23 protein-coding genes and 2 pseudogenes are annotated in these 26,162 nt (G+C 66.0%); 11 read left to right on the forward strand and 14 right to left on the reverse strand.

Annotated elements, in window-relative coordinates; all coding sequences use genetic code 11:
• Positions 1-66: 66 nt before the first annotated feature.
• The 5 genes from AC1PLS_RS03175 to AC1PLS_RS03195 form a co-directional block, all read right to left on the reverse strand.
• On the reverse strand, positions 67-213 hold the full coding sequence (locus tag AC1PLS_RS03175) for a benenodin family lasso peptide (protein WP_016903880.1): 147 nt from the start codon (positions 211-213) through the stop codon (positions 67-69).
• 48 nt (positions 214-261) lie between these two features.
• Entirely contained in the window at positions 262-402 is a 141-nt protein-coding gene (locus AC1PLS_RS03180; RefSeq protein WP_104538648.1) for a lasso peptide xanthomonin 1, read from the reverse strand.
• Positions 403-648: 246 nt separating this feature from the next.
• A complete protein-coding gene (locus AC1PLS_RS03185; protein ID WP_481104200.1) occupies positions 649-1,290 on the reverse strand; it encodes a GntR family transcriptional regulator in 642 nt (213 codons plus the stop codon).
• Positions 1,291-1,576: 286 nt separating this feature from the next.
• Positions 1,577-2,602, reverse strand: a complete 1,026-nt coding sequence (locus AC1PLS_RS03190; protein ID WP_046345601.1) for an alpha/beta hydrolase — start codon at positions 2,600-2,602, stop codon at positions 1,577-1,579.
• 135 nt (positions 2,603-2,737) lie between these two features.
• Positions 2,738-4,324, reverse strand: a complete 1,587-nt coding sequence (locus tag AC1PLS_RS03195; protein WP_127159407.1) for an SDR family NAD(P)-dependent oxidoreductase — start codon at positions 4,322-4,324, stop codon at positions 2,738-2,740.
• Positions 4,325-4,743: 419 nt separating this feature from the next.
• On the opposite strand from AC1PLS_RS03195, the gene AC1PLS_RS03200 reads away from it, so the two are divergent.
• The 3 genes from AC1PLS_RS03200 to AC1PLS_RS03210 all read left to right on the forward strand — a co-directional run bounded on the left by AC1PLS_RS03200 (position 4,744) and on the right by AC1PLS_RS03210 (position 7,146).
• Positions 4,744-5,523 carry an SPFH domain-containing protein gene (locus AC1PLS_RS03200; RefSeq protein ID WP_046345603.1) on the forward strand — a complete coding sequence of 260 codons (780 nt, stop codon included), beginning with the start codon at positions 4,744-4,746 and terminating at the stop codon, positions 5,521-5,523.
• Positions 5,524-5,696: 173 nt separating this feature from the next.
• Positions 5,697-6,671 (forward strand): glutathione S-transferase family protein, encoded by a 975-nt coding sequence (locus AC1PLS_RS03205; RefSeq protein ID WP_039513158.1) that lies wholly within the window; start codon positions 5,697-5,699, stop codon positions 6,669-6,671.
• Positions 6,672-6,750: 79 nt separating this feature from the next.
• Complete coding sequence (locus tag AC1PLS_RS03210; RefSeq protein ID WP_104569127.1) at positions 6,751-7,146, forward strand: VOC family protein; 396 nt, start codon at positions 6,751-6,753, stop codon at positions 7,144-7,146.
• Positions 7,147-7,286: 140 nt separating this feature from the next.
• Here the strand turns inward: AC1PLS_RS03210 and AC1PLS_RS03215 are convergent, their stop codons facing one another.
• The 3 genes and pseudogenes from AC1PLS_RS03215 to AC1PLS_RS03225 all read right to left on the reverse strand — a co-directional run bounded on the left by AC1PLS_RS03215 (position 7,287) and on the right by AC1PLS_RS03225 (position 8,774).
• Positions 7,287-7,748 carry a membrane protein gene (locus AC1PLS_RS03215; protein WP_024937826.1) on the reverse strand — a complete coding sequence of 154 codons (462 nt, stop codon included), beginning with the start codon at positions 7,746-7,748 and terminating at the stop codon, positions 7,287-7,289.
• 216 nt (positions 7,749-7,964) lie between these two features.
• Positions 7,965-8,105 (reverse strand): annotated as a pseudogene (locus AC1PLS_RS03220) (alpha/beta hydrolase); the annotation flags it as partial.
• Between the two features lie 45 nt (positions 8,106-8,150).
• Entirely contained in the window at positions 8,151-8,774 is a 624-nt protein-coding gene (locus AC1PLS_RS03225; RefSeq protein ID WP_146091125.1) for a YiiX/YebB-like N1pC/P60 family cysteine hydrolase, read from the reverse strand.
• Between the two features lie 149 nt (positions 8,775-8,923).
• On the opposite strand from AC1PLS_RS03225, the gene AC1PLS_RS03230 reads away from it, so the two are divergent.
• Together AC1PLS_RS03230 and AC1PLS_RS03235 are read left to right on the forward strand one after the other, a co-directional pair.
• Positions 8,924-9,259 (forward strand): DUF3817 domain-containing protein, encoded by a 336-nt coding sequence (locus AC1PLS_RS03230; protein ID WP_065032155.1) that lies wholly within the window; start codon positions 8,924-8,926, stop codon positions 9,257-9,259.
• Between the two features lie 168 nt (positions 9,260-9,427).
• Positions 9,428-11,359 (forward strand): alpha/beta hydrolase family protein, encoded by a 1,932-nt coding sequence (locus AC1PLS_RS03235; RefSeq protein WP_260300056.1) that lies wholly within the window; start codon positions 9,428-9,430, stop codon positions 11,357-11,359.
• A gap of 136 nt (positions 11,360-11,495) precedes the next feature.
• Here the strand turns inward: AC1PLS_RS03235 and AC1PLS_RS03240 are convergent, their stop codons facing one another.
• Complete coding sequence (locus AC1PLS_RS03240; RefSeq protein WP_184432225.1) at positions 11,496-13,820, reverse strand: S9 family peptidase; 2,325 nt, start codon at positions 13,818-13,820, stop codon at positions 11,496-11,498.
• A gap of 403 nt (positions 13,821-14,223) precedes the next feature.
• Here AC1PLS_RS03240 and AC1PLS_RS03245 point away from each other — a divergent pair.
• Positions 14,224-15,659 (forward strand): annotated as a pseudogene (locus AC1PLS_RS03245) (GAD-like domain-containing protein).
• Between the two features lie 50 nt (positions 15,660-15,709).
• On the opposite strand, the gene AC1PLS_RS03250 reads toward AC1PLS_RS03245, so the two are convergent.
• Complete coding sequence (locus AC1PLS_RS03250; RefSeq protein ID WP_184432952.1) at positions 15,710-16,798, reverse strand: DUF1615 domain-containing protein; 1,089 nt, start codon at positions 16,796-16,798, stop codon at positions 15,710-15,712.
• A gap of 452 nt (positions 16,799-17,250) precedes the next feature.
• Between AC1PLS_RS03250 and AC1PLS_RS03255 the strand changes: the two genes are divergently transcribed.
• The 3 genes from AC1PLS_RS03255 to AC1PLS_RS03265 all read left to right on the forward strand — a co-directional run bounded on the left by AC1PLS_RS03255 (position 17,251) and on the right by AC1PLS_RS03265 (position 21,047).
• Positions 17,251-19,125, forward strand: coding sequence for a GGDEF domain-containing protein (locus AC1PLS_RS03255; protein ID WP_184432221.1), 1,875 nt, complete (start codon positions 17,251-17,253; stop codon positions 19,123-19,125).
• Positions 19,126-19,281: 156 nt separating this feature from the next.
• Positions 19,282-19,722 (forward strand): Rrf2 family transcriptional regulator, encoded by a 441-nt coding sequence (locus tag AC1PLS_RS03260; protein WP_221190818.1) that lies wholly within the window; start codon positions 19,282-19,284, stop codon positions 19,720-19,722.
• A 425-nt stretch (positions 19,723-20,147) separates the two neighbouring features.
• Positions 20,148-21,047, forward strand: a complete 900-nt coding sequence (locus AC1PLS_RS03265; protein ID WP_184432219.1) for an NAD(P)/FAD-dependent oxidoreductase — start codon at positions 20,148-20,150, stop codon at positions 21,045-21,047.
• Positions 21,048-21,111: 64 nt separating this feature from the next.
• Here the strand turns inward: AC1PLS_RS03265 and AC1PLS_RS03270 are convergent, their stop codons facing one another.
• Positions 21,112-21,657, reverse strand: a complete 546-nt coding sequence (locus tag AC1PLS_RS03270) for a hypothetical protein (RefSeq protein WP_184432217.1) — start codon at positions 21,655-21,657, stop codon at positions 21,112-21,114.
• A 419-nt stretch (positions 21,658-22,076) separates the two neighbouring features.
• Here AC1PLS_RS03270 and AC1PLS_RS03275 point away from each other — a divergent pair, with 419 nt between their 5' ends.
• Complete coding sequence (locus AC1PLS_RS03275) at positions 22,077-22,289, forward strand: hypothetical protein (protein WP_102255606.1); 213 nt, start codon at positions 22,077-22,079, stop codon at positions 22,287-22,289.
• A gap of 171 nt (positions 22,290-22,460) precedes the next feature.
• Here AC1PLS_RS03275 and AC1PLS_RS03280 read toward each other — a convergent pair whose 3' ends face one another.
• Both AC1PLS_RS03280 and AC1PLS_RS03285 read right to left on the reverse strand, forming a co-directional pair.
• Positions 22,461-23,009, reverse strand: coding sequence for a hypothetical protein (locus AC1PLS_RS03280; RefSeq protein ID WP_260300055.1), 549 nt, complete (start codon positions 23,007-23,009; stop codon positions 22,461-22,463).
• A 205-nt stretch (positions 23,010-23,214) separates the two neighbouring features.
• Positions 23,215-24,132, reverse strand: coding sequence for a class I SAM-dependent methyltransferase (locus AC1PLS_RS03285; RefSeq protein ID WP_439654991.1), 918 nt, complete (start codon positions 24,130-24,132; stop codon positions 23,215-23,217).
• Between the two features lie 214 nt (positions 24,133-24,346).
• Between AC1PLS_RS03285 and AC1PLS_RS03290 the strand changes: the two genes are divergently transcribed.
• Positions 24,347-25,222 carry a DMT family transporter gene (locus tag AC1PLS_RS03290; protein ID WP_016902964.1) on the forward strand — a complete coding sequence of 292 codons (876 nt, stop codon included), beginning with the start codon at positions 24,347-24,349 and terminating at the stop codon, positions 25,220-25,222.
• A 111-nt stretch (positions 25,223-25,333) separates the two neighbouring features.
• Here AC1PLS_RS03290 and AC1PLS_RS03295 read toward each other — a convergent pair whose 3' ends face one another.
• Positions 25,334-26,134: a transporter substrate-binding domain-containing protein gene (locus AC1PLS_RS03295; RefSeq protein ID WP_184432213.1), complete on the reverse strand. Its 801-nt coding sequence runs from the start codon at positions 26,132-26,134 to the stop codon at positions 25,334-25,336.
• Between the last annotated feature and the right edge of the window lie 28 nt (positions 26,135-26,162).

Genomic DNA, 26,162 nt, shown 5'->3' on the forward strand with positions numbered 1-26,162 from the left:
CCGTGACCTGGGAAGTTGCTCACCGGCATGTACAGCCGAGTGGCGACCGCCGCGCGTTGGCAGCGCCTAGTCCTGGCTGATGCCCAGCGTGGTGCTGCCACCCATTTCTTCGCCTGCCAGTGGCCCGCCCTGCGTGTCCAGGCTTGCGATCCCAAGCACGATGAGATCCTGACCAAACGTCGTGGTGTGCGCGTCGTTGTTGCTGGTGTCCATGGTCTCTACTCCTGGTGGGAGAGGCGTGCACTCAGGCACGCCTCGGGTTCACTCTTCGGAAATGCCAGGCACGTTGAAGCCGCCGATTTCTTCGCCAGCGAGCGGGCCGCCTTTGGTGTCGGTGCTGGCAACGCCAAGCACCGTGATCTCGCTGGATGCATCGCTGTAGGTGGTGTCATTGATGTTCATCGCTGTCTCCTGGTTGTGTCATGGGAATCCATGACGCAGATACGTTAGGAAACAGGTGTATTGATTTTCAAATGATTAAGTCGTAACACCGTCATAATTAAATGCACTGTGTGACCGTCATCGAAGATGGCCGCGCAAATCTGGCTGGTGGTGTCGCATCGCACCTTTCACGCCACATCAGGCGCACGTCACAGGCAGCTCGCAAGCACAGCATGCAGATCCCGCGATGTGCTGCGCTGACGACACTCAGTCGCCGAAGCTGGAAGCCTGGTTGATGCGCTCATTCATGACCGCCACGATGCGCGGCACGGCCTGGATGCGGCGTACGTGATAGGCATGCAACGCTGTCTGCAACGCGGCAAGGTTGCGCTGCTGCCAGTGCAGCGTGAGCTCTGCCAGTTCTTCTTCGAGAGAGTCGAGCAGGCCATGTTTGGCATGTCGCACCGGTGCCAACCGGTCGTTGGTCTGCCTGACGGCATGATGCAGCGACCAATGCGCCGTGGCATGGGCGATGGCGTCGAAGAGCTTCCAGGTCTGCTTGACCACGTCCGCAGGCGCAGTGGTGGGCTCCAAATCGCCAGCGGCGTGCGGTGTCGGTGCAACGCCGATATCGCAGGCCATCCGCAGCAGGCGGTCCATCCAGTCGTAAAGATCCCGCAGCGCGACCTCGGTGAGCAGCGGCACCTGCAAGCCATAGCGTGCGTGATCGATGACCAGGCCTTCGCCGACCAGGCGATGCAACGCAAGGTGTACCGGCGTGGGGCTGACCTTGAACTCGGCAGCCAGCGTTGTCGGATCGATGCGCTGACCGGGTCGATAGCGGCCGGATTGCAGTGCGCGCCTCACCTGCGTATAGGCGATGGCACGTTTGGAGTGGATCCCTTGCATGGCGAACTCCTTGTCTGACCGCGACTCCTCCCCTGGCCGGATCGTACATGCAATGGCTGCGGCAGGAGTTGCTGCGGTAGTCCTTTTTAGTCCCAGGCCTGTCGCATCGTGCTGCCTACGAGGCAGGCTCGGAGCCAATACCCTGTCCCGACAGTAATAGTTTTAATAACGCACAAACTGGGATCAAAAAAGAGGGCCGCCTGGTATGCCAGGGCGGCCCTCGTATGGACATTATCTGTTCCTGCTATCGCGTGGCACGCCTGTCGTGCCAGACGCTGTGCCTTGTTTAGCGGAACGACTCGCGCAGCCGCTTGCCTGCGTACTCCTGTGCGGCCTTGGCCTTGGCAACGACGGCGGCGCAGCCAAAGAACTCGTGCGTCACGCCGGTGTAGACCTCACGCTCGACCGGTACGTTGGCGTCCTTGAGTGCGTCTTCCAGCTTGGCGCCGTCGCTGCGCAGCGGGTCGATGGTGGCGTTGATGATCGTCACCGGTGCCAGGCCGCGGAGGTTGGCGTTGACCAGGTCCAGACGCGTATCTGCCTTGTCGGCGTCGCTGCGGATCAGGTGCCCCACGAACCATTCGATCATGGCCTTGTTGAGGGGCTTGGCGATGGCGTTTTCGATGTAGGACTCGGTGTGCAGGCTGCCGGTCTGCCCGACGGGGTAGACCGCCAGAATATGCGTCGGTGCCGGCAGCCCCTTGTCGCGCGCGGCTACCGCCGTGGCGATCGCGAGGTTGCCGCCGGCGCTCTCGCCTGCGAGGGCGACACGCTGCGGGTTGCCGCCGATGCTTGCCGCGTTTGCCAGCACCCATTCGTAGGCGGCGAGCGCGTCGTCCCAGGCGGCGGGGAACTTGTGTTCGGGCGCCTGGCGATAGTCTACCGAGACCACGATGGCGCCGGTTTCCTTGGCGAGCCCGCGCGCGCCGCCATCATAGACCTCGGCATTGGCGATCACCCAGCCACCGCCGTGGAAATAGACGATGACCGGCAGTGCGGTGCCACCTTGCGGGGTATAGACAAAGGCCGGGAGATTGCCGGCAGGCGTTTCCAGGGTGTGGGAGGTGCGCTTGACGCCAGGCACCAGCGCCTCCGGGTCGGCGGATTTGCCCTGGTCGTGCAGGAGCTTGTTGACCGCATCAGCAATAGTCGGCTGCTGCCGGGCTTCGGCCGGCGTCAGCTTCTCGATGGCCTTGGGCTCTAGCGCATCGTGGGCCTGGGCCAGGTCGTGCATGTCGTCGTCGGCACGGATGGCGCCGATGACGTTGGAGAGGGTGTCGATGATCGGGTTGGGCTTGCCGTGCTCTGTCATGTGGGCGTCTCGGTTGATTGACCGTGACGCTAGCGGCGGTGCAGTCAACGGGGCGACAAGGGAGCTCGGCCGTTATGCACGTGGCGGCAACATTTGCAGCAGGCGCCGGTGCAGGCGCCTGCAGATTGAAAGCTCTTACCAATCCGTCGGCGCATAGTCCTTGAGGAACTGCCCCCACACATGCTCGCCGGTGTTGGCGCCGTGGATGATGGGGTCGACGATGCGCGCGGCGCCGTCGACGATGTCCAGCGGCGGGTGGAAGCGTTCCTGCTGAACCTTGAGCGCGGCGATGTCCGCCGGATCCTCGTCGGTGACCCAGCCGGTGTCGACGCTGTTCATGTGGATGCCGTCGTTCTGGTAATCGGCCGCCGAGGTGCGCGTCATCATGTTCAACGCGGCCTTGGCCATGTTGGTATGCGGATGCCGGGTGGTCTTGAAGTTGCGGTAGAACTGCCCTTCCATCGCCGAGACGTTGACGATGTGCTTGTCGCGCTCGGGCGTGCGCAGCATCAGCGGCTTCAGCCGCGCGTTGATGATGAAGGGGGCGATGGCGTTGACCAGCTGGGTTTCCAGCAGTTCCACCGAGGGCACTTCGTCCATCAGCAGGCGCCAGGAGTTGCGCCCGCGCAGATCCACCTGCTGCAGGTCCTGATCCAGGCGTCCATCCGGGAACAGGTGCTGCTGGCCGACCAGTTCGTCGTCCAGCAACGCCACCTGCGACAGCTCGGCGGCGCGGGTGAGCCCATCGGCGCCGTCCAGGCCGCGGCCATGCACCGCCGGCAGCGCCATTGCCGAGGCATCGCGCAGCAGTTCGGGCGTGCGCAGGCCTTCGTAATGGCCGACCAAGTTGCGTACGGTTTCCGGCAACTCATGCAGCGCGGCGGTCTCGCCGGCCATCATGTGCGCGTAGAACTGCGGCGGGCGGCGCACCGTCTGGCAGGCGTTGTTGATGATGAAGTCCAGCCGGTCGCGGGTGGCCAGCAGCTGGCTGCAGAACGCTTCTACGCTGGGGGTGTGGCGCAGATCCAGGCCGAACACCTGCAGGCGATGGCCCCATTCGCTGAAGTCCGGCTCCTGCGCATAGCGCGCGGCCGAATCGCGCGGAAACCGCGTGGTGACGATCAGTTCCGCGCCGGCGCGCAGCAGCTTCAAGCCGGCCTGATAGCCGATCTTGACCCGTCCGCCGGTCAGCAGCGCCACGCGTCCGCGCAGGTCGGCGGTTTCGGTGCGCTTGAAGTAGTTCAGCTCGGCGCAGGCCGGGCACATCTGGTCATAGAAATGATGCAGCTGGGTGAACTTCTGCTTGCAGACGTAGCAGTGGCGCAACTCCGGCGAATGCGTGGGCTCCGGTGCGGCAGCGGCATTCTGGCCGTTGTGCGCGTCGTGCAGGCCGGCGGCATGCGGCGGGAAGAAATTGGGCGTGCTGAACACCGGTTTGCGCCGCAGTGCGCGGATGCCGCGCTGCTCGAGCAGCGCTTCGGCCTTGCGCACCTTCTCCTGGTGCCGCTCGCGCTCGCGCTGCTTGAGCAGCTGCCGCCGCGCCTTGGGCTCGGGGTGATAGACCCTGGCCACCACCTGGTGCAGCCGCACGCGGTCGGCCTCGGGCAGCGTGTCGAGCACGCTGCGGTCGGCCTCGATGGCCTCCAGCAGGTCCAGCGCCGCGCGCAGGCGGTCGGTCAGGGGCAGGTCGTCGGCGGGCGGGGGTGGGGCGTTGGTGTTCAAGATGGATCCGGAAAAGAGCGACAGAAGGCGGAGCGCATGCAGCGGGCGGCGCGGTGGACGCGATGGATGGGGGTCAGCGGCCACGCTGGCCTGGACCGCTGCCGCCGCAGGCCGGAGCGTCCGGACCGCGGCTATTTTCGCCGATCCTTGGGTGCGCGCGCCAATGACAGGGCTGGATGGGTTGCGGCGGTGCGGGCGTCGCTGCCGGGGATGCATCCAATCGCCGCGTAGGGCGCGCGCCAGGTTCAGCTCTCAGCACGCGGCTGGAAGGCCTGTGTGCACGTGTTTGCATGCAGCGGCGTGTTGCCGCCCGTCATGCGGGAGGCCAGGGTGCGATCGCATCCCGGATTGGATAATCTTTCCCCATACCGGAGGGGCCCCACGCCCGTCCATTCAAGGGGACATTGATGAAGAATTCCATGCTGGCTTTCGGGCTGGCCGGCTTGCTCTGTGCGTGTACGGTGGTCTCGCCCGATCCGGGGCAACAGGCCGTGCTGGTGGATAAACCGCTGTTCTTTGGCAAGGGGGGCATCCGCCTGGACGATGTGCGTGATCCCGGGCGCACGTACACCTGGTTGACCACCTCTGCGTCGTATGTGGATGTCACCCCGCAAACCGTGCAGGTGGCCTTCGACGATTTCTCCTCCAGCGACAATATCCTGTTGGACTTCTCGACCCAGATCCAGTACCGGATCACCGCCCCGGCCTTGCTGCTGTCCGGGTTTGGGCAGGACTGGTTCAAGAACAATGTCGCCAGCCAGTACGCGTCCATCGTGCGCGATCAGGTCAAGCGCTACGACATGACCAAGATGATGAGCGACCCGGATACCGCCAGGAAAATCGACGATTCGGTCACCCAGAACGTCAGCGCGCTGGTCAAGCAACAAGGCTTGCCGATCCAGATCCAGAACATCACGCTCGGACGCGCGCGCCCTAATCCGGACGTGTTGCAGCAGATGAACCTCACCGCTGCGCAGCAACAGCGTGTCAAGACGCTGGTCGAGGCGACGACCGCAGAGCGGCAACGCGAGCAGGAACAGGTCGCCAAGGCCGATGCCGACAATGCATACCGCAACCGCATGGGCCTGACGCCCGAGCAGTACCTGGCCAGCCAGATCGCCGAGCTCAATGCCGATGCCTGCAAGAAGGCGCAGGCCTGCTACATGGTGCCTTCCGGCACGTCGGTGATTGCCAGGTAGCGTGCGCTGCCGGCCGACGGAAACGCGGGGCTCCTGTTGCCTTGCAGCGGTGGGTCTTCGGTCTGCAAACGCTGCTGGCTGCTCGCGTCCGCTCACGCCACCACGGCCGCTCACGCACTCTCCAGACCGGCTGGGCTAGGGTTGCGGCCTATTGTGGTAGCGGAGAAGGCAGCATGGGCCTGTTGGTCGATGGCAAGTGGCAGGACAGTTGGTACGACACCGACAAGAGCGGTGGGCGTTTCGAGCGCTCGCAATCGCAGTTCCGCAATTGGGTGACGCGCGATGGCAGCCCCGGTCCGCATGGGGACGGTGGCTTTCAGGCCGCTCCCGGGCGCTATCACCTGTATGTGTCGCTGGCCTGCCCGTGGGCGCATCGCACATTGATCTTCCGGCGCCTGAAAGGTCTGGAGTCGATGATCGACGTGTCGGTGGTGCACTGGCTGATGGGCAAGCAGGGCTGGACGTTTGCGCCAGGGCCGGGCGTGGTGGGCGATGCGCTCCACCAGGCGCAGCATCTGTACGAGGTCTATCTGAAGGCGGATCCGCAGTATTCCGGGCGCGTGACCGTGCCGGTGCTTTGGGATCGCGAGCGCAACACGGTGGTCAGCAACGAGTCGGCCGACATCATCCGCATGTTCAATAGCGCCTTCGACGCGGTCGGCGCTGCGCCCGGCGATTTCTATCCGGCGCCGCTGCGCGAGCAGATCGATGCGATCAATGCGCGCGTGTACGACACCGTCAACAATGGCGTGTACAAGGCAGGCTTTGCCACCACGCAGGCTGCGTACGAAGAGGCGGTGGTGCCGCTATTCGAGAGCCTGGATTGGCTCGATGCGCGCCTGGGCCAGCAGCGCTACCTGTGCGGCGACCGGCTCACCGAAGCGGACTGGCGCCTGTTCACCACGCTGGTGCGTTTCGACGCGGTGTATGTCGGCCATTTCAAGTGCAACCTGCGGCGCATTGCCGATTATCCGCAGCTGTCCGGCTACCTGCGTGAGCTGTATCAGATGCCGGGTATCGCAGACACGGTGAATTTCCAGCACATCAAGCACCATTACTACCAGAGTCACGACATGATCAATCCCACCGGCATCGTGCCGCTGGGGCCAGTGTTGGATCTGCAGGCGCCGCACGGGCGTGGCGGCTGATGCAGCAATTCGCCGAATGCTGCCGGATATCCACGTGCTGGCCTAAGCTGTGCGCCTTCGATACGAACAGGAGTGATGTGTGCTGAATCATGTGATGGTGGGATCGAACGATATCGCGCGATCCAGGCAGTTTTACGATGCGGTGCTCGGCGGCGTCCTCGGTGCGGCGGAGCCACTGGTTAACCCAGCCGGGTCTGGTCATGTGCGCCTGTTCTATCGCCATGCCGGCAGCACGTTCGTTGTCAGCGAGCCGATCAACGATGCGCCCGCGACCAGCGGCAACGGCGCCACCGTGGGCTTCAGCTGCGGCTCGCCCGAGCAGGTGCAGGCATTCCATGACGCTGCGGTGGCGGCAGGTGGTGTGTCCATCGAAGATCCACCGGGCGTGCGTGAGAGCCGCATGGGGCCGGTCTGGCTGGCCTACGTGCGCGACCCGGACGGCAACAAGCTGTGCGCGGTCTACCGGCCTGCGTAGGCTGTGAGACTTGCGCTGCTGCAACTGCCGCGGCGCGAGCGCGCACCGAGTCATCGCTTCGCTATGGCGACGGTGGAACAGCCGTCGCCATGGCGCGCCCTGTGGTTGCAGCGCGACAGGCTTAGGTGAGTGACGTCGCGCTAGTGCTTGGCCGCGTCGCGCATGATCAACGTCGCTGCGCCCACCGTGATCGCGTCTTCGACCACGCCGGTGCTGGTCTGGCCGTAGCGGTCGATCGCACGCATGCGTAGGTTGAAGGTGAGATAGGCGGCCGCCACTGCGGTGGACGCGCCCAGCAGTGCGGCGACGCCGCGCTGGTGGCGCGGAGCCAGGGCCGCGCCGACGATCACGCCGGTGGCGATGCGTGCGATCATGCCGGGCAGCACGATGCGGTCGGGCGCGGTTTTCATCTTGTCGCCCGCCAGTTCGCCGCCGGCAAGCGCGAGCATGCCGGCCGACGCCAGCGGATTGGCCAGCAGCGGCGGTGCGCCGTTGTCGGCAGGAAGCTTGCCGGTACGCGCAGCATTGGTCACCGCTGCCAGCGGCGTCATCGAGCGCATGCCGGCGACGGCGCCCATCAGGATGGAATGAATCAAAGCCATGTACACCTCTGCGTGTGCTCAACAATCGCAGGCGGAATGCACTGCGTGCGGCACGCTGTATGGATGTGCACACACTAGGCCGGCGCATGTATGGGCGTTGGCAAGAGCTTGTGCATGCCGTGCATTGGCGGCGCCCGCACGGCACTGGATGTGCTTGCGATGCGCCGCCGGGAATGTATCGGCTTGCGCCGCGCAACTAGGCGCGCGGAATTGCACTCAGGGAGCCTTGGTGCCCAACAGGAACTTCAGCCCATGGGTGATGCCGCGCGGCGCGACACTCAGGTGACCTTCGTCGTTGAGCACCTCCAGCTCCAGCTGCAGCGACGGATACTGTCTCGCGCGCAGCGTCTGCACTAGCTTATTGGCGAAGCAGGCGCCTGTTGTCGCCGGCATTCCCGCGCATCAATTCAAACGGCCGACATACGCCAGCACGGGAGCGGCCGCCATATCGTTCGGGTTGGTGCCGGGCAGGCCTTGCGGCACGTCCATGCCCTTGCTGCGGTAAAAGTCGGTCCAGTACTGCGAGATCTTGCCGGTCTGCAGGTTCTTGAAGTTCATCGGTTGCAGGGCGAAGACGTGCCGTGCGCGGAACGCGCGTTCGATGAAGTCCGAGCAGTAGTAGCTGTTGTCGTCCTGCACGTAGGTCTGGTTGTAAGGCTTGCCGAGCATGCGCCGTGCCTGCGCGATGGCGCCGGGGATCGCATTGCGCTGTTCTTCCGTCAGCCGGTACACATGGATCTGCCGATGCTTGGCGTTGGCTTCTTCGACGAATGCCTGCAGCGGCTGCTGCCGCGAGCCTTGTTCGTCTGCGTGCAGCAGCACCTGTCCGGTAGCGTCATGGGCGAGCAGTGCCACATGATCGAAGCTGGGGGCATCCTGCCTGGCGGTGGCATCGTCGATGGCACCGCTCAGGCCGGTGCGGGCGGCGGTGACGAACAGCAAGTCGCCGTCCTGCAGCTGTACGGCGATGGAGGTGGTGGGCAGCATTGCCAGTGCAAGCACGGCGAGCAAGAAGAGGGTGCGCATGGGAGGCCGGCAGGTGGTGCAAGGGCCACCATTATCGCCAGGAACGCGGGCCGGCTGCCGATGCGCGATGCGCTCTGTAGAATGCAACTGCCAGCGGGCGTCGCCGCCGCCATCGCGTCGCGGCAATCCCTGTCCGTCTGGAGTGTTGCATGCGAGCTTCTTCTGCGTTGTCGCCGATCGGCCGGCTGTTTGCGGTGGCCGCCTTTATCGAGGGGCTGACCTGGGCCGGGTTGTTGCTCGGCATGTTGCTCAAGTACGGCACGCACACCACCGAGCTTGTGGTGTGGCTGTTCGGGCGCCTGCATGGCGCGGCCTTCCTGTTCTATGTGGCGGTCAGCGTGCTTGCCGCGCTGCGCCTGCGCTGGCCGTGGTGGGCGTGGGCGCTGAGCCTGCTGGCCGCGTTGCCGCCGCTGGTGACGGTGCCGCTGGAAATGTGGTTCCGGCGTATCGGTCTGTTGGGTCCGCGCGCACGCTCCGGTGCCTGAGCACGTCGATGCAGGCCAGGCAGCATTGATGCCGCGTGCTTTGCGTGGCACCGCGCCAGGCGATGGACTCCACAAACCGCCTTTGCCACCATAGGCGGACCAAGGAAGAGGCGGAGTGTCGCAATGCATTATTGGATGAGGGTGGCGACTGCCGCGCTGGCAGTGGCAATGACCATCACAGTGCCGGCTCGCGCGCAGACGCCGTCGCAACCGCTGGATCTGACGCCCTATCTCAAAAGCGACCAGTTCGAGCGGATCAAGATCTCGCCGACGGGTGAGTATTTCGCGCTCACCATGCCGTTGGAAGATCGCACCGTACTGGGCATCGTACGGCGGCAGGACAAGATGGCCACCGCGAAAGTCACCGGTGGCGCCAATAGCGTGGTGGACGATTTCTGGTGGGCCAGCGACGACCGCATCGTGGTGTCGATGGCGCAGCGGCTGGGGTCGCGCGACGAGCCGATGGCGATCGGCCAGCTGCATGCCATCGACGCCGATGGCAAGAATGGCCGCCTGCTGGCCAGCCCCTATGGCACCAATCCGGATATCAACGGCGTGCAGTTGAAGATGGACCTGGAGCCAGGCACGTTCATGCTCGATACCTTGCCGGGCGATCCGCGCAACATCCTGGTGTCGACGATCCCGTTCGTCGGCGACCCGAACATCCGCATCGACAAGCTGGACATCCAGACCGGCCGGCGCAGTACCGTGGCGACCTCGCCGGTGCGGCGCGCAAACTTCGTGACCGATCAGCAGGGACGCATCCGCTTTGCCAACGGCGCCGACGTGAGCAACGTCAGCAAGCTGTATTACCGCGACGACGATGCCGCACCGTGGCGGTTGGTCAATGATGCCGCCAGCAGCGGGCATCGCGAATTTCCGCTCGGTTTTGCGGCCGATGGCAACAAGGCCTATCTGCAGGTGGAACAGGCGAGCGGCACCGATGTGCTGGTGGGATGGGACCCGGCCAGCGGCAAATCCACGCCGTTGTTGTACGACGACACCGTCGACCCCTACCGGATCCTGCGCGATCTGGACGGCACCACGCCGATTGGCGCGTCCTACATGAGCGACCGGGTGCGCAACCGCTTCTTCGACGAGAAGTCACCGACGGCCAGGCTCTACCGCAGCCTGGAAAAAGCCTTCGACGGCAACGCGGTCTACATCACCTCGGCCACCCGCGACCGTCGCCTGGTGCTGGTGTACGTGTGGAGCGATCGCAATAACGGCGACTATTACCTGTTCGATACGGTCAGCAAGCATGCCGACCGCGTGTTCAGCCGCCGCGAGTGGTTCCCGCCCGATGCCGTCCCGGCGAGCAGGCAGGTAAGTTTCCAGGCGCGCGATGGCCTGCAGTTGCACGGCTATCTGACCCAGCCGCTGCATGCCGAGGCAGGCACGCCGCTGCCGTTGATCGTGATGCCGCACGGCGGGCCGTTCGATGTCTTCGACAAATGGGAGTTCGATGACGAGGCGCAGCTGCTGGCCGCCGCGGGCTACGCGGTGCTGCGCGTCAATTACCGCGGTTCGGCCAATTACGGGCGTGCCTTCACCCAGGCCGGCGCCAGGGAGTGGGGCGGGCGCATGCAGGACGATCTCACCGACGCCACCCGCTGGGCGATCGCGCAAGGCGTGGCCGATGCCTCGCGCATCTGTCTCTACGGCGCCAGCTACGGGGGTTACGCTGCGCTGATGGGTGTTGCGAAGGAGCCGGCCCTGTATCGCTGCGCCGCCGGCTATGTCGGCGTCTACGATCTGGACATGATGGCGCGCGACACCGCGCGCTACGCGCGCTGGGCCAAGAACTGGACCGGCGACTGGCTGGGCGCCCGCGACACCCTGGCGGCACGCTCGCCGGTGATGCTGGCCAGGCAGATCAAGGTGCCGGTGTTTCTGGCGGCAGGCGGCAAGGACGAGCGTGCGCCGATCGAACACACCAAGCGCATGGAGCGCGCACTGAAAGGCGCCGGCGTGCCGGTGGAGGCGCTGTATTTCCCCAATGAGGGCCACGGCTTCTACACCGAGCCGCATCGTCGCGAATACTACACCCGCTTGCTGGCGTTCCTGAGCACGCAGTTGGGTGGCAGTACGGCGAAGTAGGCGGGTGGTGGTTCCATCCGGTGTTGTCCGGATGGAACGTGCGGTCAAGCTGCGCAGCGATCGGTGAGTGTCGCGGCTGGGGCCGCTCCTACGTGGCAGGGGCCTTCGGGTCGCCGGCTGCCATGCGTGCGTGCGCTCAGTTCTTGGGCATCGGCTTCATCTGGTAGTCGGCCGGTGGCGTGGCGCCGAGCAGGTGTTGCACGAAGTAGTCCCAGCGGCGGCGGCTGACATACGGGGTGAGCTCGCCATAGCCGTGCTTGGCATTGGGCAGCATCAGCATGTCGAAGGTCTTGTTGGCCTTGATCAGGGCATCGGCCACCAGCAGGGTGAGATACGGCGGCACGTTGTCGTCCAGGGTGCCGTGCACCAGCATCAGCTTGCCCTTGAGTTTGCTGGCGTGGGTGGCGTTGGCCTGGTCGTCGTAGTTGGAGCTGCCGTCCTTGTTGACGATGTGCTCGCCGTGATACTTCTCGGCCCAGTCGTCCTCGTAGCCGCGGTTGTCGTGGTTGCCGCTTTCCGACCAGGCCACCTTGAAGAAGTCCGGGTAGCGCAGCATCGCGGCGGTGGATGCATTGCCGCCGCCGGAGTGGCCCCAGATACCGACGCGGCCCAGGTCGATCCACGGATAGCGCTGGCCCAGTTCCTTCAGGCCGGCCACTTGGTCGGGCAGGGTGTTGTCACCCATGTTGGCGTACCAGGTGTCGTGGAAGGTCTTGGAGCGCCACGGTGTGCCCATGCCGTCGATGGCGACCACGATGAAACCCAGCTCCGCCAGCGATTGATTGTCGCCATGGCCGGCAAGGAAACTGCGGCCGCGGACCGAACCGGTCTGCGGGCCGGGATAGACGTAATCGATGATCGGGTACTTGCGCGCCGGGTCGAAGTTGCTGGGCTTGAACATCAGGCCGTACAGCGTGGTCTTGCCATCGCGCGCCTTGACCGTGATCGGCTCCGGCGGCACCCAGCCGGCCGCCTTGAGGCGGCTGATGTCGGCAGTGGCGATCGTGCTGACCGTGCGTCCATCGCCGGCATCGCGCAGCAGCGTGACCGGTGGCGTGACCGAGGTGGAGTAGGTATCGACAAAGCGGGCGCCATCGGGCGCCAGCGCAATGCTGTGATCGGCGACTTCTGGCGTGAGCAGCACCGGCTCACCACCGTCCAGGCTCACCTTCCACAGCTGCTGGTAATACGGGTCCACGCCCGGGCTGCGGCCGACGCCGACGAACCACGCGGTGCGTGTCAGCGGGTCCACGCGCAGCAGTTCGGTGACGTTGCCCTCGCCGCTGGTGATCGCGCGCTTGGGCTTGCCGGTGGCCAGGTCGTAGAGATACAGCTGGCCCCAATCGCTGCGCTCGGAAAACCACACCGCCTCGTTGCTGCCGGGCAGGTACGCCCAGTTAGCGGCGACCTGGCCGCTTTCGTAATAGGTCTTGGCGGTTTCGTCGAAGGCGGTGCGCACGTCGCCGGTGGCGACATCGGCAATGCGCAACCAGGCCTGCTTGTGGAAGCGCGAGGTGGAGACGAAGGCCAGCGTCTTGCCGTCCGGCGCCCACTTCACATCGTCCCACAGGCCCGGCGAGCAGCTGACGTCATCGCACAGGGTGGAGCGGTGCTGGTCGGGCGGCAGTTTCAGCCGCAGCACGCTGCGCGTGGGCACGTCGATGACCACGCGCTCGATCATGGTCACGTCCTTGTCGCCGGCCAGCGGATATTTCCACGACTGCAGTTCCGGATGCCCGAGCTTGGTGCTGACCAGGTACATGTTGCCGGTCTTGCGCTGGTCCTGCTGGAAGGTGGCGATCTTGCGCGAGTCCGGCGACCACGCAACGATGGCGTTGTCGCTGTGCTGCCAGCCGGCGTTGTCGGTGGCGTAGCCGAAGTTTTCCACCCCGTCGCGGGTGAGCTGGGTCTCCTGGCCGCTGGCGAGATCGCGCACCCACAGGTTCCAGTTGCGGATGAAGGCTTCGCTGCGCTTGTCCGGCGACAGCACGCCCGGTTCGGCCTTGTCCTTTGCATACAGCTTGCTGCAGCGCGCACGCGCATCGCAGACCACGGCAGTGTCGCGCACGTTGAGGCGGTAGCGGCCATCGGCGGTACGCTTGACCGCTGGGGCGAAGGTGTCGGCCTTGAGCGGCTTGTCGCCGGTCTTGAGCAGCGTATTGAGCGAGGCGACCAATGCGGACTGCTTGAAGATCGGCGCGCTCTTGCCGGTGGCGGTGTCCAGCTGCAACAGCTGGTTGCCCTTGGCATCGTGGTCGACATAGACCACGTGGGTGGCGTCCAGCCAGTCGATGCGGGTGGCCTGGTGATCGACCAGCGGTTGCGCCAGATAGCTGGTGAGGCGCTCGGCGCGGGCGTAGTCGGCCTCGGTCACGGCAGGCGTCTGTGCGCTGGCGAGTGCCGGCAGGGTGACCAGGGCGATGGCGGCGAACAGCTGCCGCAACGGCAACGGGGTGGGCATGAAAGACTCTCCGGGACGAAAGGAGCGCGCAACGCGGTCGGCGCGACCGTCCGATGCTACCGGCCATGAGGGCCGGGTGCCTCTGCCAGAAGTCGTGCTCGCGCCATTGTCGACCAGGGCGGACCGCACGCGTTTCGGCGGCCGACGCGGGGCGGGCCTGTGGTGGAGCGGTTGCCGAGCGCATCGCCCGGTCCGGCACCGCCACAGCGTGACCGATGAGGTTCGTCGAGCGCGATGCCCATCGAGGGAGATCACACCCGTGGACCGCACGCACGCCGGTGACCGGCCAGCCACTGACTGCGGGAATGTCCCAGCATGAACTCCGCTTCTCGGCGTCCACACAGGGCCATGCGGCACGATTTGGGTTTACTGCACGCACGCAACGTTGACTGGAGGCCGTCTGATGTCATGGTTCCGCCGCTTGGCACTGTCCCCCTTTATCAAGGCACACCCGCCGCGCAAGACGCAGCCTGCCCCGGCGGACCTGATTGCCGCCTATGCGCCGGTGCTGTCTGCCAGCCTACTTGAACTCTGGCGCCAAAAAGGACTGGGGCACTATGGCGACATGCAACTCGCGCTGATCGACCCTCGGCAATGGCAACCGGTGCTGGATCGCTGGATCGTCTCGCCACCCGATGCGGTGCGGCGTATTCCGATCGCGCTCACCCCCTTCGGCGCGCTGCTGTACTACCGCAAGCTGACCGCCACCGACGAAGACGTGGTCTACCTGGACCCGGTCTCCAAAGCCGCCGCTGACCTGAGCTGGAGCCTGGACGACTTCTTCAACCAGTCCCTGTGCGAGGCGGAATTCTGCGACTCCCTGATCCCATCGGCCCTGCTCGCCGCCGCGCGGAAAGAGTGCGGCGCACTGGCTGCGGGCGAGGTCTACGAGATCGATCAGATGTTGTTTTCGATGCAGATGTTGCGGGTCAACAAGGTCGATGCGTTGGCGCTGCACACCCGGCTTCGCGATGCTGTCGACGGCCCTGCAATCGTCGCCGATGCACCTACGACCAATGGCGAGGCATTGCCCGCAGCGCAGCGCTCCATGTTCGAGGGCCTCTTCAACGCGCCACAGTCCGGCAACGACCTGCACGGCGTGTACCTTTCGTCTTACATCGATTGGCATCGCATGCTGGCGCTCGAGCCCAACGGGCAGTATCGCCTGCTGTTCTGGAAAAAATCGATCATCGCAGTCTTGCACGCACCGATGTGCGTGCGTATGCGGGCCGCTACGAGGTAACGCAGACCGAGATTGGCGACGAACAGGTGACGCTCGATATTCGGTTGCGCAGCGACTCCAGTGGTAGCGATGCCAACGATGCGCAGCTGGTGGTCATGCGCTCGGGGACCGACATGTTTCTGCTGCGCGCCGACGAGCTGGCAGACATGGCAACGGCCATGGATGGCTCGAAAACGCTGGGTCGCAGCGAATACTACTTTCGCAAGGTGGGGTTGGGCGATGCATTTGTCGAGGAGCCCTCCGGTGGACGCGCTGCGCCCCCGCTTGCCGATCTTCCACGCGCGTTACAGCAACGGGTGACTGCCGAAGCGATCATCGCCACCATCACCCATGTGGACGACGTCGACCCGGATGCTGAAGACGACGGCGCCGGCACCGTCATGTGCACACTGGACCGAGGCCAGGACGATGGGCTGCGCATGAACATGCCGCTGCGCTCGCCGCCAGACACCGGGCGCGCCCTGTATGGCTGGGTCTGGGAGATGCACCCTGCCGCGTGTCGGGTCGGCATCAACTATCAACGCGGTAGCGATGGCAAGGTGGAACATGGCCCTGTTGTCGGCGATGTGTTGACCAGTCGCCTGAGCGGGGAATGAGATGGCGGTGCGCAGCGCAGGCAGTGCTCGCAGCGCGGCAAGCCAGTCGCTTACTTGCCCATGCAGCGCTTCCAGCGCTCGTTCACCCGCTGCGCGAACCAGGCGGTGGTGAGGGTGCGGGTGATCTTGGGGCTTTCCAGCGTGATGCCGGGCAGCACCGCGCGCGGCAGCGGCTTGCCGGCACTGCGCTCGGCCAGCGCGAAGACCTGGCGATACAGCGCGGTGTCTTCGAAATCGGCCGCGTTGCCGGATTCCAGGGCGCGGCGTAGCTGCCGGTCGCTCATCGCCAGCTGGCTGCCCAGGGCGCGTGCGGCGCGTTCGGTGCCGCCGGGTGCATCCAGGCTGGCGCCGGGTGTCAGCAGGTCGCCATCCAGGGTCAGCGCGATGCCGCTGGCCCTGCTCAGCGCCGCCTGGAAGGCGGCATTGCGGCTGGCGTACCAGCCGGCATTGAAGTCGGCAAAGCGGTACAGCAGGGCGTCGTAACTGGCCGGATACCCGAGCAGGTGCCTGGTGCCGAACCACAGCCCGCCGCGACGGCTGAACACCTCGTGGCGGATCGAGTCGCCGGGCGGATACGGGTAGCGCTCGGCATGCTGCTCGGCAAAGGCGATGCTGACCTGCATCGGCCCGGCGGTATGCACCGGGTTGAGCCCGTCGAACAAACGCGCGCCCAGCGGCACGCTGCCGGTGAAGTCTTCGAAGATGCGGCTCAGCTCCTGCTCGGTGCGCGCGCTCGCGATGCGCGTGGCATAGCTGCGGCCGTCGGGCGAGTCGATGCGCAGGGCGGCATCGACCATGAAGCCGGGGATGTGATGCGCGCTGGCGCGGCGGTCGATCTCGGCGCGCGAAATCTTGCCGAGATTGGGTACCACCGGGTTGGCCTGGTAGGTCGACTCCTGCTCGGTCACCGCCAGCACCGCGCAGATGTGCTCAGCGCTGGTGTCCAGCCCCTGCGAGGACAGCGCCACGTAGACATCGTCGGCCCAGCCGTTGCGATCGCCCAGCGTGGCCGGCAGGCGCCGCGCGATGTCGGCCTTGACCGCGTCCGGGGAGCGCTGTGGCGCACGCGGCGCCTGGGTGGCGCAGGCCGACAGCAAGGCGACGGCGAGCAGCGTGAGCAGGCGGGGCAGGCGGGGCAGGCGGGATGTCACGGCGTCTCCAGGATCCAGGGGGCGGCGGCAGCTGCCGTGTCGCAGTTTACGTGGCTGTCGCGGGGTGGTTGCATGCGGCGATGTGCAGCAGCCGCGACGGCGCGGGTCGCCCGCCGGGGCGCAGCGCTCGCCAAGGAGCACGGCCGCAGGCCGCGGTCATGCGATCTGCAGGCCGATTCAAGCCCGCTGCATGCAGGCCGCTATCGATCTTGACGCATAGCGTGGCGATCACATGACCTGCCGTGTTCGCCGGCCATCATGACCGCGTGTTTTTGCATCGAAGTGGCGTCAGTCAGACGCCGACATCGCCCCGATTCCACTGCCAGCCAACCATGGGAGAGCTCGAGTGCCGCAGCAACCAGCAAACCCGATGCGGGCCGGGCGGCGCTTGCTGTGCACGGCAGCCATGCGGTGTGGCTCATCGTCGCCGTGAGGTGTCGATGAGCAGTGCGACGCCACGCTGGCGGCGCATGGCCGTGGGGATGGCTGCAATGCTGTTCAGCGCGATGCTGTGGGCGCAGCCGCAGCCGTGGAAGAGCATCGAGACCGCCGCGATCGACGACCCCAGGGCCGCCCTGCAGGCCGCCCAGGCCGCGTTCGAGCGTGCCCGCAGCGATGGCGACGCCGATGCGCAGTTCTGGGCCTCGCTGGCGCAGGCGCGCGTGCTGATTTCGCTGGAAGAGACCGAGCGCCGCCAGGCAGCCCTGGCCCAGGCGCATGCGCTGCTGGAACGGGTGCGTGGCAACGCGGCGCAGGCGCAGCTGTGGCTGGCGATCGTGCAGGCGCTCAGCGATGTGCGCGAGAGCCCCAACCGCGGCATGCTGGCGCGGCTGGAAGCGCTGCGTCAGCAGGCGCGCGCGCTGGGGCGCAACGATCTGCTGTGCGAGATCGAAGCGGTCGACATGTGGAGCATGCTCGCCTCCGGCAGCAGCGACGAGGCCTGGAACGCGGCGCAGGCCAGCTACCAGTGCGCAGTGCGCGAACACAGCTTGAGCCTGGAGCTGGATGCCCTGACCCAGCTCGGCTCGCTGGCCAGCCGGGTAGGTGGTCGTTCGGCAGAAGACAACGACGCCGAAGACTATCTGCTGCGCGCCCTGGCGCGCCTGCGCGGCCAGCCGGCACGCTTCCAGCGCAGCCTGATCGAATACGAATACGGCACCTCGCTGGCAGCGCAGCAGCCGGACGCGTCGCTGCTGCATTTCAGGCGCGCGCTGGCGCTCAGCCGCGAGCTGGGCGATCAGGCCGGCGTGGCCGCGGCATTGACCAGCGCCAGCGAGGTGCTGATCGACGCCGGCGATGCCGCTGCAGCACTGGCAATGGCGCGCGAGGCGCTGCCGTTGATGCAACGCCAGGGCAATGTCGGCCGCGTGGCCGCCTGCCATGCGGTGTTGTTGCAGGCATTGACCGCGCTCAAGTCCGGCAGCCTCGGCATGGAGATCATCGCGGCCCGGGCAGCGGACGACCCCAATCTGCCGTTGGTGCGGCGCGCGCGACTGCTCGATGCCATCGCCCAGGCACTGGCAGCGGAGGGGCGGCATGCCGAGGCCTACCAGGAACTGCAGCGCGCCAACACGCTGCGCGCGCAGAGCCTGGATCGCCAGCGCGACACCGTGATGCTGCGCCTGCAGGCGCGTTACGAAGATGCACGCCGTGGCGCGGAAACCGCCGAGCTGCGCCGCCGCAGCGAGACCGCGCAACTGGCGTTGCAGGCCCGCGAAGCCGGGCAACGCGCCTTGTGGATTGCGCTCTGCGCGGCCTGCCTGCTGTTGCTGGGCGCGCTGGTGGTGCTGGCCTTCGGTGCGCGCCATCGGCGGCAACTCTCGCGGCTGGCGATGCGCGACGAACTCACCGGCCTGCCCAATCGCCGCGCCATTCGCGCCGAGGCGCAGCAGCAGGTCGAGCAGGCGGTGCGCTCGCAGGTCCCGTGCATGCTGGCATTGATCGATCTGGACCACTTCAAGCTGATCAACGACATGCATGGCCACGCCGCCGGCGATGCCGTGCTCAAGGCGCTTGCCAGCGCCTCCAGGCTGGCGCTGCGCACGCAGGATCGGCTGGGCCGGCTGGGCGGCGAAGAATTCCTGCTGGTGCTGCCGGGCTGCAGCGCAGAGGAGATTCCGGCGGTGTTCGCACGGCTGCGCAACGCGGTGGCCGCGATCGAGATCGCCGGCCTGCCCGCCAACCAGCCGGTGCGCTTCTGCATGGGCGCGGTGAGCGTCACTGCGGGGAGCGGCCTGGATGTGCTGCTGGGGCAGGCCGATCTTGCGCTGTACGCCGCCAAGACCGCCGGGCGCGATCAATGGGCGGTGGTTTGACTGCCGCATGCGCGGCTGCGCGGCTGCGCGGCTGCGCGGCGCCGGCTGCGACATCTGCGCGGGGCTGCGGCACAATCGTGCGGTGGCGCTGCCACGTTGCCTTCCGTCGATTGAGCGAACCGAGACCGCGTGCGAACCGATAGCCGCCTTTCCCGCATGCTGCATGTGCTGTTGCACATGGCCAGAAGCCAGCAGCCGATGACCTCCGAGCAGATCGCCGGCATGCTGTCGACCAATGCGGTGGTGGTGCGTCGGACCATGGCCGGATTGCGTGCTGCCGGCTACGTGCAGTCGAGCAAGGGCCACAACGGTGGCTGGCATATCGCGTGCGACCTGACCCAGGTGACATTGCTGGACGTGCACCGTGCAGTGGGCGGCCCGCATCTGTTTGCGATCGGCGCCGATCACCCCAACCCGCAATGTGGCGTGGAGCGTGTGGTCAACGCAGCCATCGCCGACGCGCTGGCCGAGGCGCAAACCGTGTTGCTGCAGCGCCTGGGCACGGTGACGCTGGCAACGCTGGCGGACGAGTTCGATGCGCTATGCACGGCAGCCTCGCTGCCTGCCGGTCCGTCGACAGGCAAACGCAGGCGCTGACGCACGCCAGCTGTTGCATACGCCGTTGTACATGGCGTGCAGCCGGGATGGCAGGCGCGCGGTGTGCCTGTGCTTGCAGTCCCGTGCGGCATACGCATGCGCTTTGCGGAAGCTGGTCGGCATCGATCGCAGACAAGGCGCGCTTAGCCAGGCGCAGTCGCCAGGACGCTGTCGGCTCCTGGCGTGGCGTGTATGTGCGCACCCGCGCAGCATCGCCACGCCGCACTGCCCACTGCTCTCAGGCGATGACGCGAATCGCAGCCGATCACGACAATCGCGACAGCGGGCAGCGCATCACCCCTCGGTCGCACACGCAATCCTTCAACCATCGAGCGGGTAGCCACGTCAGCACAGCGCGGTTGAATCGCCGGTCTTTTCATGTAACATCGAAAAGTACATAAAGCGGATTTCAACCGGGAGCGGACATGCAGCACGACGTGATCATCATTGGCGGCAGCTATGCCGGGCTGTCGGCCGGGCTGCAGCTGGCGCGTGCCCGGCGTACGGTCCTGGTGATCGATAGCGGCCAGCGCCGCAATCGCTTTGCCACCACCTCGCACGGGTTTCTCAGCCGCGACGGTGCATCGCCTGCGCAGATTGCCGAGACCGGACGCGCACAGCTGCTGGCCTATCCGAGCGTGCAGTGGGCCGACGGCCGGGTGACACGGCTATGCGGCGAGGCGGAAGCCTTCGAGGTGACGCTGGCCGATGGCTCCACGCATACCGCGCGTCGCGTTGTTTTGGCGATGGGGGTGGTCGATCGTCTGCCGCCGCTGGCCGGCCTGGCAGAGCGCTGGGGCACGCAGGTGTTCGCCTGCCCGTACTGTCACGGCTATGAGCTGGGCCAGGGCCGCATCGGCGTGCTTGCCACCTCCGCCTTTGCGGTGCATCAGGCGGCCATGCTGCCGGACTGGGGTGCAACACAGCTGTTCTTGAACGACGCGGTGGTGCTGGACGAGGCGCAGCACGCGCACTTGCAGGCACGTGGCGTGCACGTGGTGGGCGGCGCAGTGGCGGCGCTGCAAGGCGATGGCGACGTGCTGGAGCTGGTGTTACGCGATGGGCAGGTCTGCGCGCTGGATGGCCTGTTCATCACCACCCAGACCGAACTCAGTGCCTTGGTCGCATCGCTGGGCTGCAGCACCAGCGATGGGCCGCTGGGCCGTCATGTCGCGGTGGATGCCATGCAGGCCACTTCGGTGCCGGGCATCGCTGCCTGCGGTGATGTGGCCAATCCGGCGGCATCGATCGCGTTTGCGGTTGCCAGCGGCGCAATGGCCGGCGTGGCAACGCATCGCTCGCTGATGTTCGGTCTGAGCAACTGAGCGGCGTGTTGCGATCAACCCTGCAGACCATGCCGGCCTGCAGGGGAGATCGTGGCTGCGCTGCTTACTGGCTGACTTCCTGCATCGCAATCTTGTGCTGCTTGGCGTACGCGTGCTGCGCGGTATTCAGCGCTTCCATATCGGTGTTGAGCTGGGTGGACACGGTCTCCAGATCCTTGGCCAACGGCGCCAGCTCGGCGTTGCCGTAGCCGTTGGGCAGGGCCGCCACGCGTTCGAGCGCGGCCATCATCGCGTCGGCACGCTTGAGGTAGGCCGACAGCTTGCCGTCCAGGTCCTTGGCGTTGTCGGGCACGCCCGCGGCCATGGCGGTATTGGCCTGCGCGTTGGCGGCCAGTGCCTTGCGCTGGCTGCCCAGTGCGGTCTTGTAGCTGTCCAGTGGCTTGTGCGCGATGGCATCGGCCACCAGGCTCTGCCCGCGATCGCCCGACACCCATGGGTCGATGATGGTGACCGCGCCATTCCAGACCGAGATGTTGTGCAGCAGGTAGTCGCTGGAGGAGAGCTTGGAGGCGCCGGTGGTGGTACCTCCACCGCAGGCGGACAGCAGCAGACTGAGAGAGACAAGCAGGAAAGTGGTGAACGTCTTCAAAGCGAAAGATCCTTGGTACGAGGCCGTTGTCGCCACTGCATGGCGAAGACGGCAAAAAGCCCAAGGAAGCGCCCGGACAATCCATGTTGCATTGTTGCTGGCCATCTTCCCTGAGACGAATGCAGCGTGGAGCATTCCATTCACTCTGAGCGAGTGCGCTGCGCCATCAGTATAGCGGCCGCGTGCAGCCGGCAGGTGCGTGGCATGCGCTCGTTGCGCGACCACCAGGTGCTGCATGCGTGCGAGGGATTGCGTTGGCCGGTTGCGCTGCGCGTACACTGCGCCGCCACCATCGAACCGATGCCTGCGTGAAAAAAAAGCGGCCCAAATCACCGCCACCTGCGCCAGCTCCCGCAGCATCCCGGATCCACGAATGGATCATCGGCGGGGGAGCCGCTGTCGTGGCGATCGCCTGTTGCATGCGGCTGTGGCTGGTGCTGGAGGCGATCGTCACGGGGCGCTATATCAGCGTTATCCGCGGCCGGCCGACCAGAATCTTCTACGCGGATGCAGACCCGCAGCGGTTCTGGATCGCCGTCGGCTGGGATGCGTTGCTGACCAGTGTGCCGTTGGCGATCATCGCCTGGTTCACCTACGTTGCCTGGACGACGTACCGACGCGGCAGGCGATGACCTGCGCGGTGGTTGCACAGCATGCGCAACTGCGGTGCCGCGCTGTCGACGACGACGCGGCTGCGCAGGCGTGCGGCAAGCCGCTGTTGAGTACACGGTGTTGATCAGCCGTCGGGTCACACGGTCGTGGCAACCGTCTGCGCCGATCGATGCCTGCGCATCATGCGGCCATCAGGGCTGTGTCTGCTTTTGCTTGCGTGATGGCGGCTGGGTCTCGCGCTTGGGCCAGGTGTCGTAGCTGTAGACGAACTGCTTCTGATCGGCTCCCATGGTCGGGTCGCAGTGCCAGGAAGTGGCGACGCTGCCGGGTTCCAGCACGCCATCGACTTCGCGCACGGCCTGCGCTTCGAACGCGCAGATCGCCCCGTACAGCTTGATATCCCAGTCCGGCGCAGAGGTGGGGTGGGCGTGTTGCACCAGCACGATGTCGCTGCCGTGGAAGTGGTGCACCTGGGCGCCGTGTTGGCGATTGGTGCTGAAGTAGCACGGTGCGCCGATGCCTAGCGGGAGCACTTCGTCATCGCGCAGGATTGCGCACTTGCCGGCGTGTTCGCCCAAACGAATCGTACGCCCGGCAAGGACCGCAGTGGTCACCGGATGGCGGGTGGTGACTTCGGACATGGGCTGCGGCGGCGGCGACGTCTGTGGCGCGGTCTGCGCGTGTGCGCCGGTCATCACCAACAGCGCGGCGAGCAACCAGGTCGGAAAGCGGATGCGCATGCAACGTCCTTGTCGTGGGCGCTGCAGTATCGCAGATCCGTTTGCTGGTCAGGCGTGGCTGGCACACCGGCCGCACTCCAGTCAGACGGAGGCGGTCAATGCCCGGGACGGCATCTGTCTGCTGCATTGCGGCTTGGCGTGCAGCGCCGACATCCAGTTGGCCGCGACTGGCGGCGCGTTTTCGGTTGCGGCAAACATCCTGCAATCAGCGACGTGCCGGCAGCGTCGCCAGCACACCATCCAGCGCCAGTTGCGTGCTGAAGCCGGCCTTGCTCAGGCGTTTGCTCACTTCGTTGGGCACATCGCGCCCGCTGGTGAGCCGGTTGGGCGCGCCGGTGTAATGGAACAGGCGCCCGCCACGCCGCAACACCCGCGCCAGCTGGTTGTAGAACAGCTGCGAATACAGTTCGCCGGCAATGCCGAAGCGCGGCGGGTCGTGCAGGATGGCATCGACCGAATCGTCTGCCAGCGTGGCGATGTGCTGCGAGATATCGGCGTGGGTCAGCTGCAGGCGTCCGCCGTAGGCGGCATCGTCCGGGTCCGGCGACCAGGGATTGAGCGTGCGCAACCACAGCACGTCGGCATTCTTTTCGAACGAGCGCAGCTGCGCCACCCCGGCCTCCAGGCAGCAGGCAGCAAAGTAGCCCAGCCCCCCGCAGGTATCCAGCACGATCTTGCCGCGCGGGTCGACCAGCGCCACCTTGCGGCGCGCATCGTCGAACGGCGACAGCTGCGCCGACGGCAGCATCTTGATGCCATCGATCTCGAAGGTGGGCGCACCCCATTCGGTGGGAACGAGCTTGATCAGCGCACCGCTGAAACGCGAGATCGGGGCGAAATCATCACCGTCCCAGAAGTACAGCGTGCGCTCCTTGAACTTGCCCGGATACGGGTAGCCCCTGCCGCGCCACTGCCAGGTCTGCGCATCCAGCTGGGCGGTGCCGGTACTGCGGCCCAGGTCCAGCGAGCCGGTCCATTGGGTCAGACCACTGCCGCGCGCGGCAAGCAGCGCCTGGGCATCGGAGGAAATGAGTAGTGGGCCGGAGTAGTGGGGCACGAGTCGCTGGTCTGGGTGGGCACGCGTCACGCGCGTTGCGGGCGGGTGCGAGGGATGGACTGGCATCGTAACCGACCCCATCACGCATGCGCATCCAGTGCAGCGTCGGCACGATAGCGCGGCGGTGCAGCGGCGGTATCTGCAATGGTGTGCCGGTGGCGTTGCAGCAGCGTCGTGCCCAGATGCATGCGCCGATTCCTCTGACGCACGCCGCACCGCATACTGCGCACTGCCCCCGTCGACATGTTGTCCGATTGGCGCCAACCGTGGAGGATCGGCAATGCTGAAGGGTGTGTTGTTGGGGTTTGCCTGTTATGCGGCCTATTCGATCAGCGATGCGTTCGTGAAGCTGCTGGAAGGCACGCTGCCGGTCTACGAAGTGCTGTTTCTCGGTGCACTGCTGATGCTGGTGGCCGTGCCATTTTTGAAGAAGCCCGACGACCGGCTGCGCGAACTGGTAATGGCCAAGCAACCCAGCCTGTGGCTGTTGCGTGCGCTCACCGGTGCCATCGGCAACCTGACCTCGGTGATTGCGTTCACCACCTTGCCGATGGCCGAGGCGTTTGCGCTGATCTTCCTGATGCCGATCTTCGTCACCGTGCTGTCGGTGGTGTTTCTCAAGGAAGAAGTGCACTGGCGGCGCTGGTCGGCGGTGATCGTCGGCTTCATCGGCGTGTTGATCGTGCTGCGCCCGGGCTTTCGCCATCTCACCCATGGGCATGTGGCCGCGATCGTATGCGGCCTGGTCGGTGCGATCTCGGTCATCACGCTGCGCATGGCCGGGCATAGCGAAAAACGCCTGACCTTGTACGGTGCCGGGGTGATCGGCCCGTTGGTGATGGGCGGGATCATGATGTTGCCGACCTTCGTCTGGCCCACGCTGTATCAGTGGGGGCTGTTGGCCGGCTACGGCCTGCTTGCCGGCCTGGCAGCGATCTGCCTGATGTATGCCACGCGCATGGCGCCGGTGAGCGTGGTTGCGCCCACCCAATACAGCCAGATGCTGTGGGCGATCGCCTTCGGCTACCTGCTGTTCCACGACCACCTGGACTGGCCGATGGCGGTCGGCATCGCACTGATTCTGGGCGCAGGCCTGTTCACGCTGATCCGCGAGGAGCAGGTGTCGCGGTGGTGGCGGCGGACGAAGATTGTGTGAGGGCGGGGATTGGGGAGTCGGGATTGGGGATTGGTAACGGCGTCAAAGCGTGTTGTCGCTGGTGTCACTTGCCGCTGCCAATCCCGAATCCCGACTCCCCAATCCCGGTTTTTACGGGGGCGCAGTGGATCCCTTGCGCGGTGCGCGCCAGGCTTCAACGATGCGCGCGTACTCGCCGCTGGCCTTGCTCAGGTGCAGCCACTGGTCGACGTACGCTTTCCAGGGCTGGTCGTTGCGCGGTAGCAGGAAGGCTTTTTCGCCGTATTGCAGCGGCTGCTCCGGTGCGATTGCGCACAGGCCGGGCAGGCGTGCCTGCTGGTGGAGCGCTTCGGAGGCGTCGGTGATCATCACGTCCGCGCGCTGCTGCAGCAGCTCCTGGAAGATGGTGGTGTTGTCGGCGAACAGGCGCAGGTGCGCGCGCGGCAATTGGCGGCGCGCGAAGGCCTCGTTGGTGCCGCCGGGCGGTTCGATCACGCGCACCTCGGGGCGATTGAGTTGCGCGAGGCTGCGGTAACGCGCCTGGTCGGCGCAGCGCACCAGCGGAATCTTGCCGTCCACATCCAGCACCGCACTGAAATTGGCCTGGCGTTGCCGTTGCAAGGTGACCGAAATGCCGCCGACCGCGATGTCGCAGCGGTCGGCGAGCAGGTCGGGCATCAGTTGCGGCCAACTGGTGCGGACGAACGCCACGCGCGCGTCCAGGCTGCCGGCCAGCGACTGCGCCAGGGCGATATCGCTGCCCTCGAACTGCCCGTCGGCACGCAACAGCGAGTAAGGGCGATAGTCGCCGGTGGTGCAGACCCGCAGCACGCCGGACTGCAGCACCGCATCCAGGCGTGAGGCAGGCTCGGGCGCGGCTGCGTGCGCAAGGCCGCAGCTGAGCAGGAACGCAAGGCAGATGCGATGGCGCATGGCGCGGCCTCGGAAAGATGCGGCCATG

The organism is Xanthomonas sp. NCPPB 3218 (assembly GCF_056725185.1).

Coding starts and splice junctions, on each gene's coding strand:
- AC1PLS_RS03205 (WP_039513158.1), top strand. CDS start 5,697: ATGGGCCTGTTGGTCGATGGCAAGTGGCAGGACAGTTGGTACGACACC.
- AC1PLS_RS03235 (WP_260300056.1), top strand. CDS start 9,428: ATGACCATCACAGTGCCGGCTCGCGCGCAGACGCCGTCGCAACCGCTG.
- AC1PLS_RS03255 (WP_184432221.1), top strand. CDS start 17,251: ATGAGCAGTGCGACGCCACGCTGGCGGCGCATGGCCGTGGGGATGGCT.
- AC1PLS_RS03260 (WP_221190818.1), top strand. CDS start 19,282: ATGCTGCATGTGCTGTTGCACATGGCCAGAAGCCAGCAGCCGATGACC.
- AC1PLS_RS03280 (WP_260300055.1), bottom strand. CDS start 23,009: ATGCGCATCCGCTTTCCGACCTGGTTGCTCGCCGCGCTGTTGGTGATG.
- AC1PLS_RS03295 (WP_184432213.1), bottom strand. CDS start 26,134: ATGCGCCATCGCATCTGCCTTGCGTTCCTGCTCAGCTGCGGCCTTGCG.
- AC1PLS_RS03225 (WP_146091125.1), bottom strand. CDS start 8,774: ATGCGCACCCTCTTCTTGCTCGCCGTGCTTGCACTGGCAATGCTGCCC.
- AC1PLS_RS03240 (WP_184432225.1), bottom strand. CDS start 13,820: ATGCCCACCCCGTTGCCGTTGCGGCAGCTGTTCGCCGCCATCGCCCTG.
- AC1PLS_RS03175 (WP_016903880.1), bottom strand. CDS start 213: ATGGACACCAGCAACAACGACGCGCACACCACGACGTTTGGTCAGGAT.
- AC1PLS_RS03265 (WP_184432219.1), top strand. CDS start 20,148: ATGCAGCACGACGTGATCATCATTGGCGGCAGCTATGCCGGGCTGTCG.
- AC1PLS_RS03285 (WP_439654991.1), bottom strand. CDS start 24,132: ATGCCAGTCCATCCCTCGCACCCGCCCGCAACGCGCGTGACGCGTGCC.
- AC1PLS_RS03190 (WP_046345601.1), bottom strand. CDS start 2,602: ATGACAGAGCACGGCAAGCCCAACCCGATCATCGACACCCTCTCCAAC.
- AC1PLS_RS03200 (WP_046345603.1), top strand. CDS start 4,744: ATGCTGGCTTTCGGGCTGGCCGGCTTGCTCTGTGCGTGTACGGTGGTC.
- AC1PLS_RS03180 (WP_104538648.1), bottom strand. CDS start 402: ATGAACATCAATGACACCACCTACAGCGATGCATCCAGCGAGATCACG.
- AC1PLS_RS03290 (WP_016902964.1), top strand. CDS start 24,347: ATGCTGAAGGGTGTGTTGTTGGGGTTTGCCTGTTATGCGGCCTATTCG.
- AC1PLS_RS03215 (WP_024937826.1), bottom strand. CDS start 7,748: ATGGCTTTGATTCATTCCATCCTGATGGGCGCCGTCGCCGGCATGCGC.
- AC1PLS_RS03230 (WP_065032155.1), top strand. CDS start 8,924: ATGCGAGCTTCTTCTGCGTTGTCGCCGATCGGCCGGCTGTTTGCGGTG.
- AC1PLS_RS03275 (WP_102255606.1), top strand. CDS start 22,077: ATGCGGCTGTGGCTGGTGCTGGAGGCGATCGTCACGGGGCGCTATATC.
- AC1PLS_RS03185 (WP_481104200.1), bottom strand. CDS start 1,290: ATGCAAGGGATCCACTCCAAACGTGCCATCGCCTATACGCAGGTGAGG.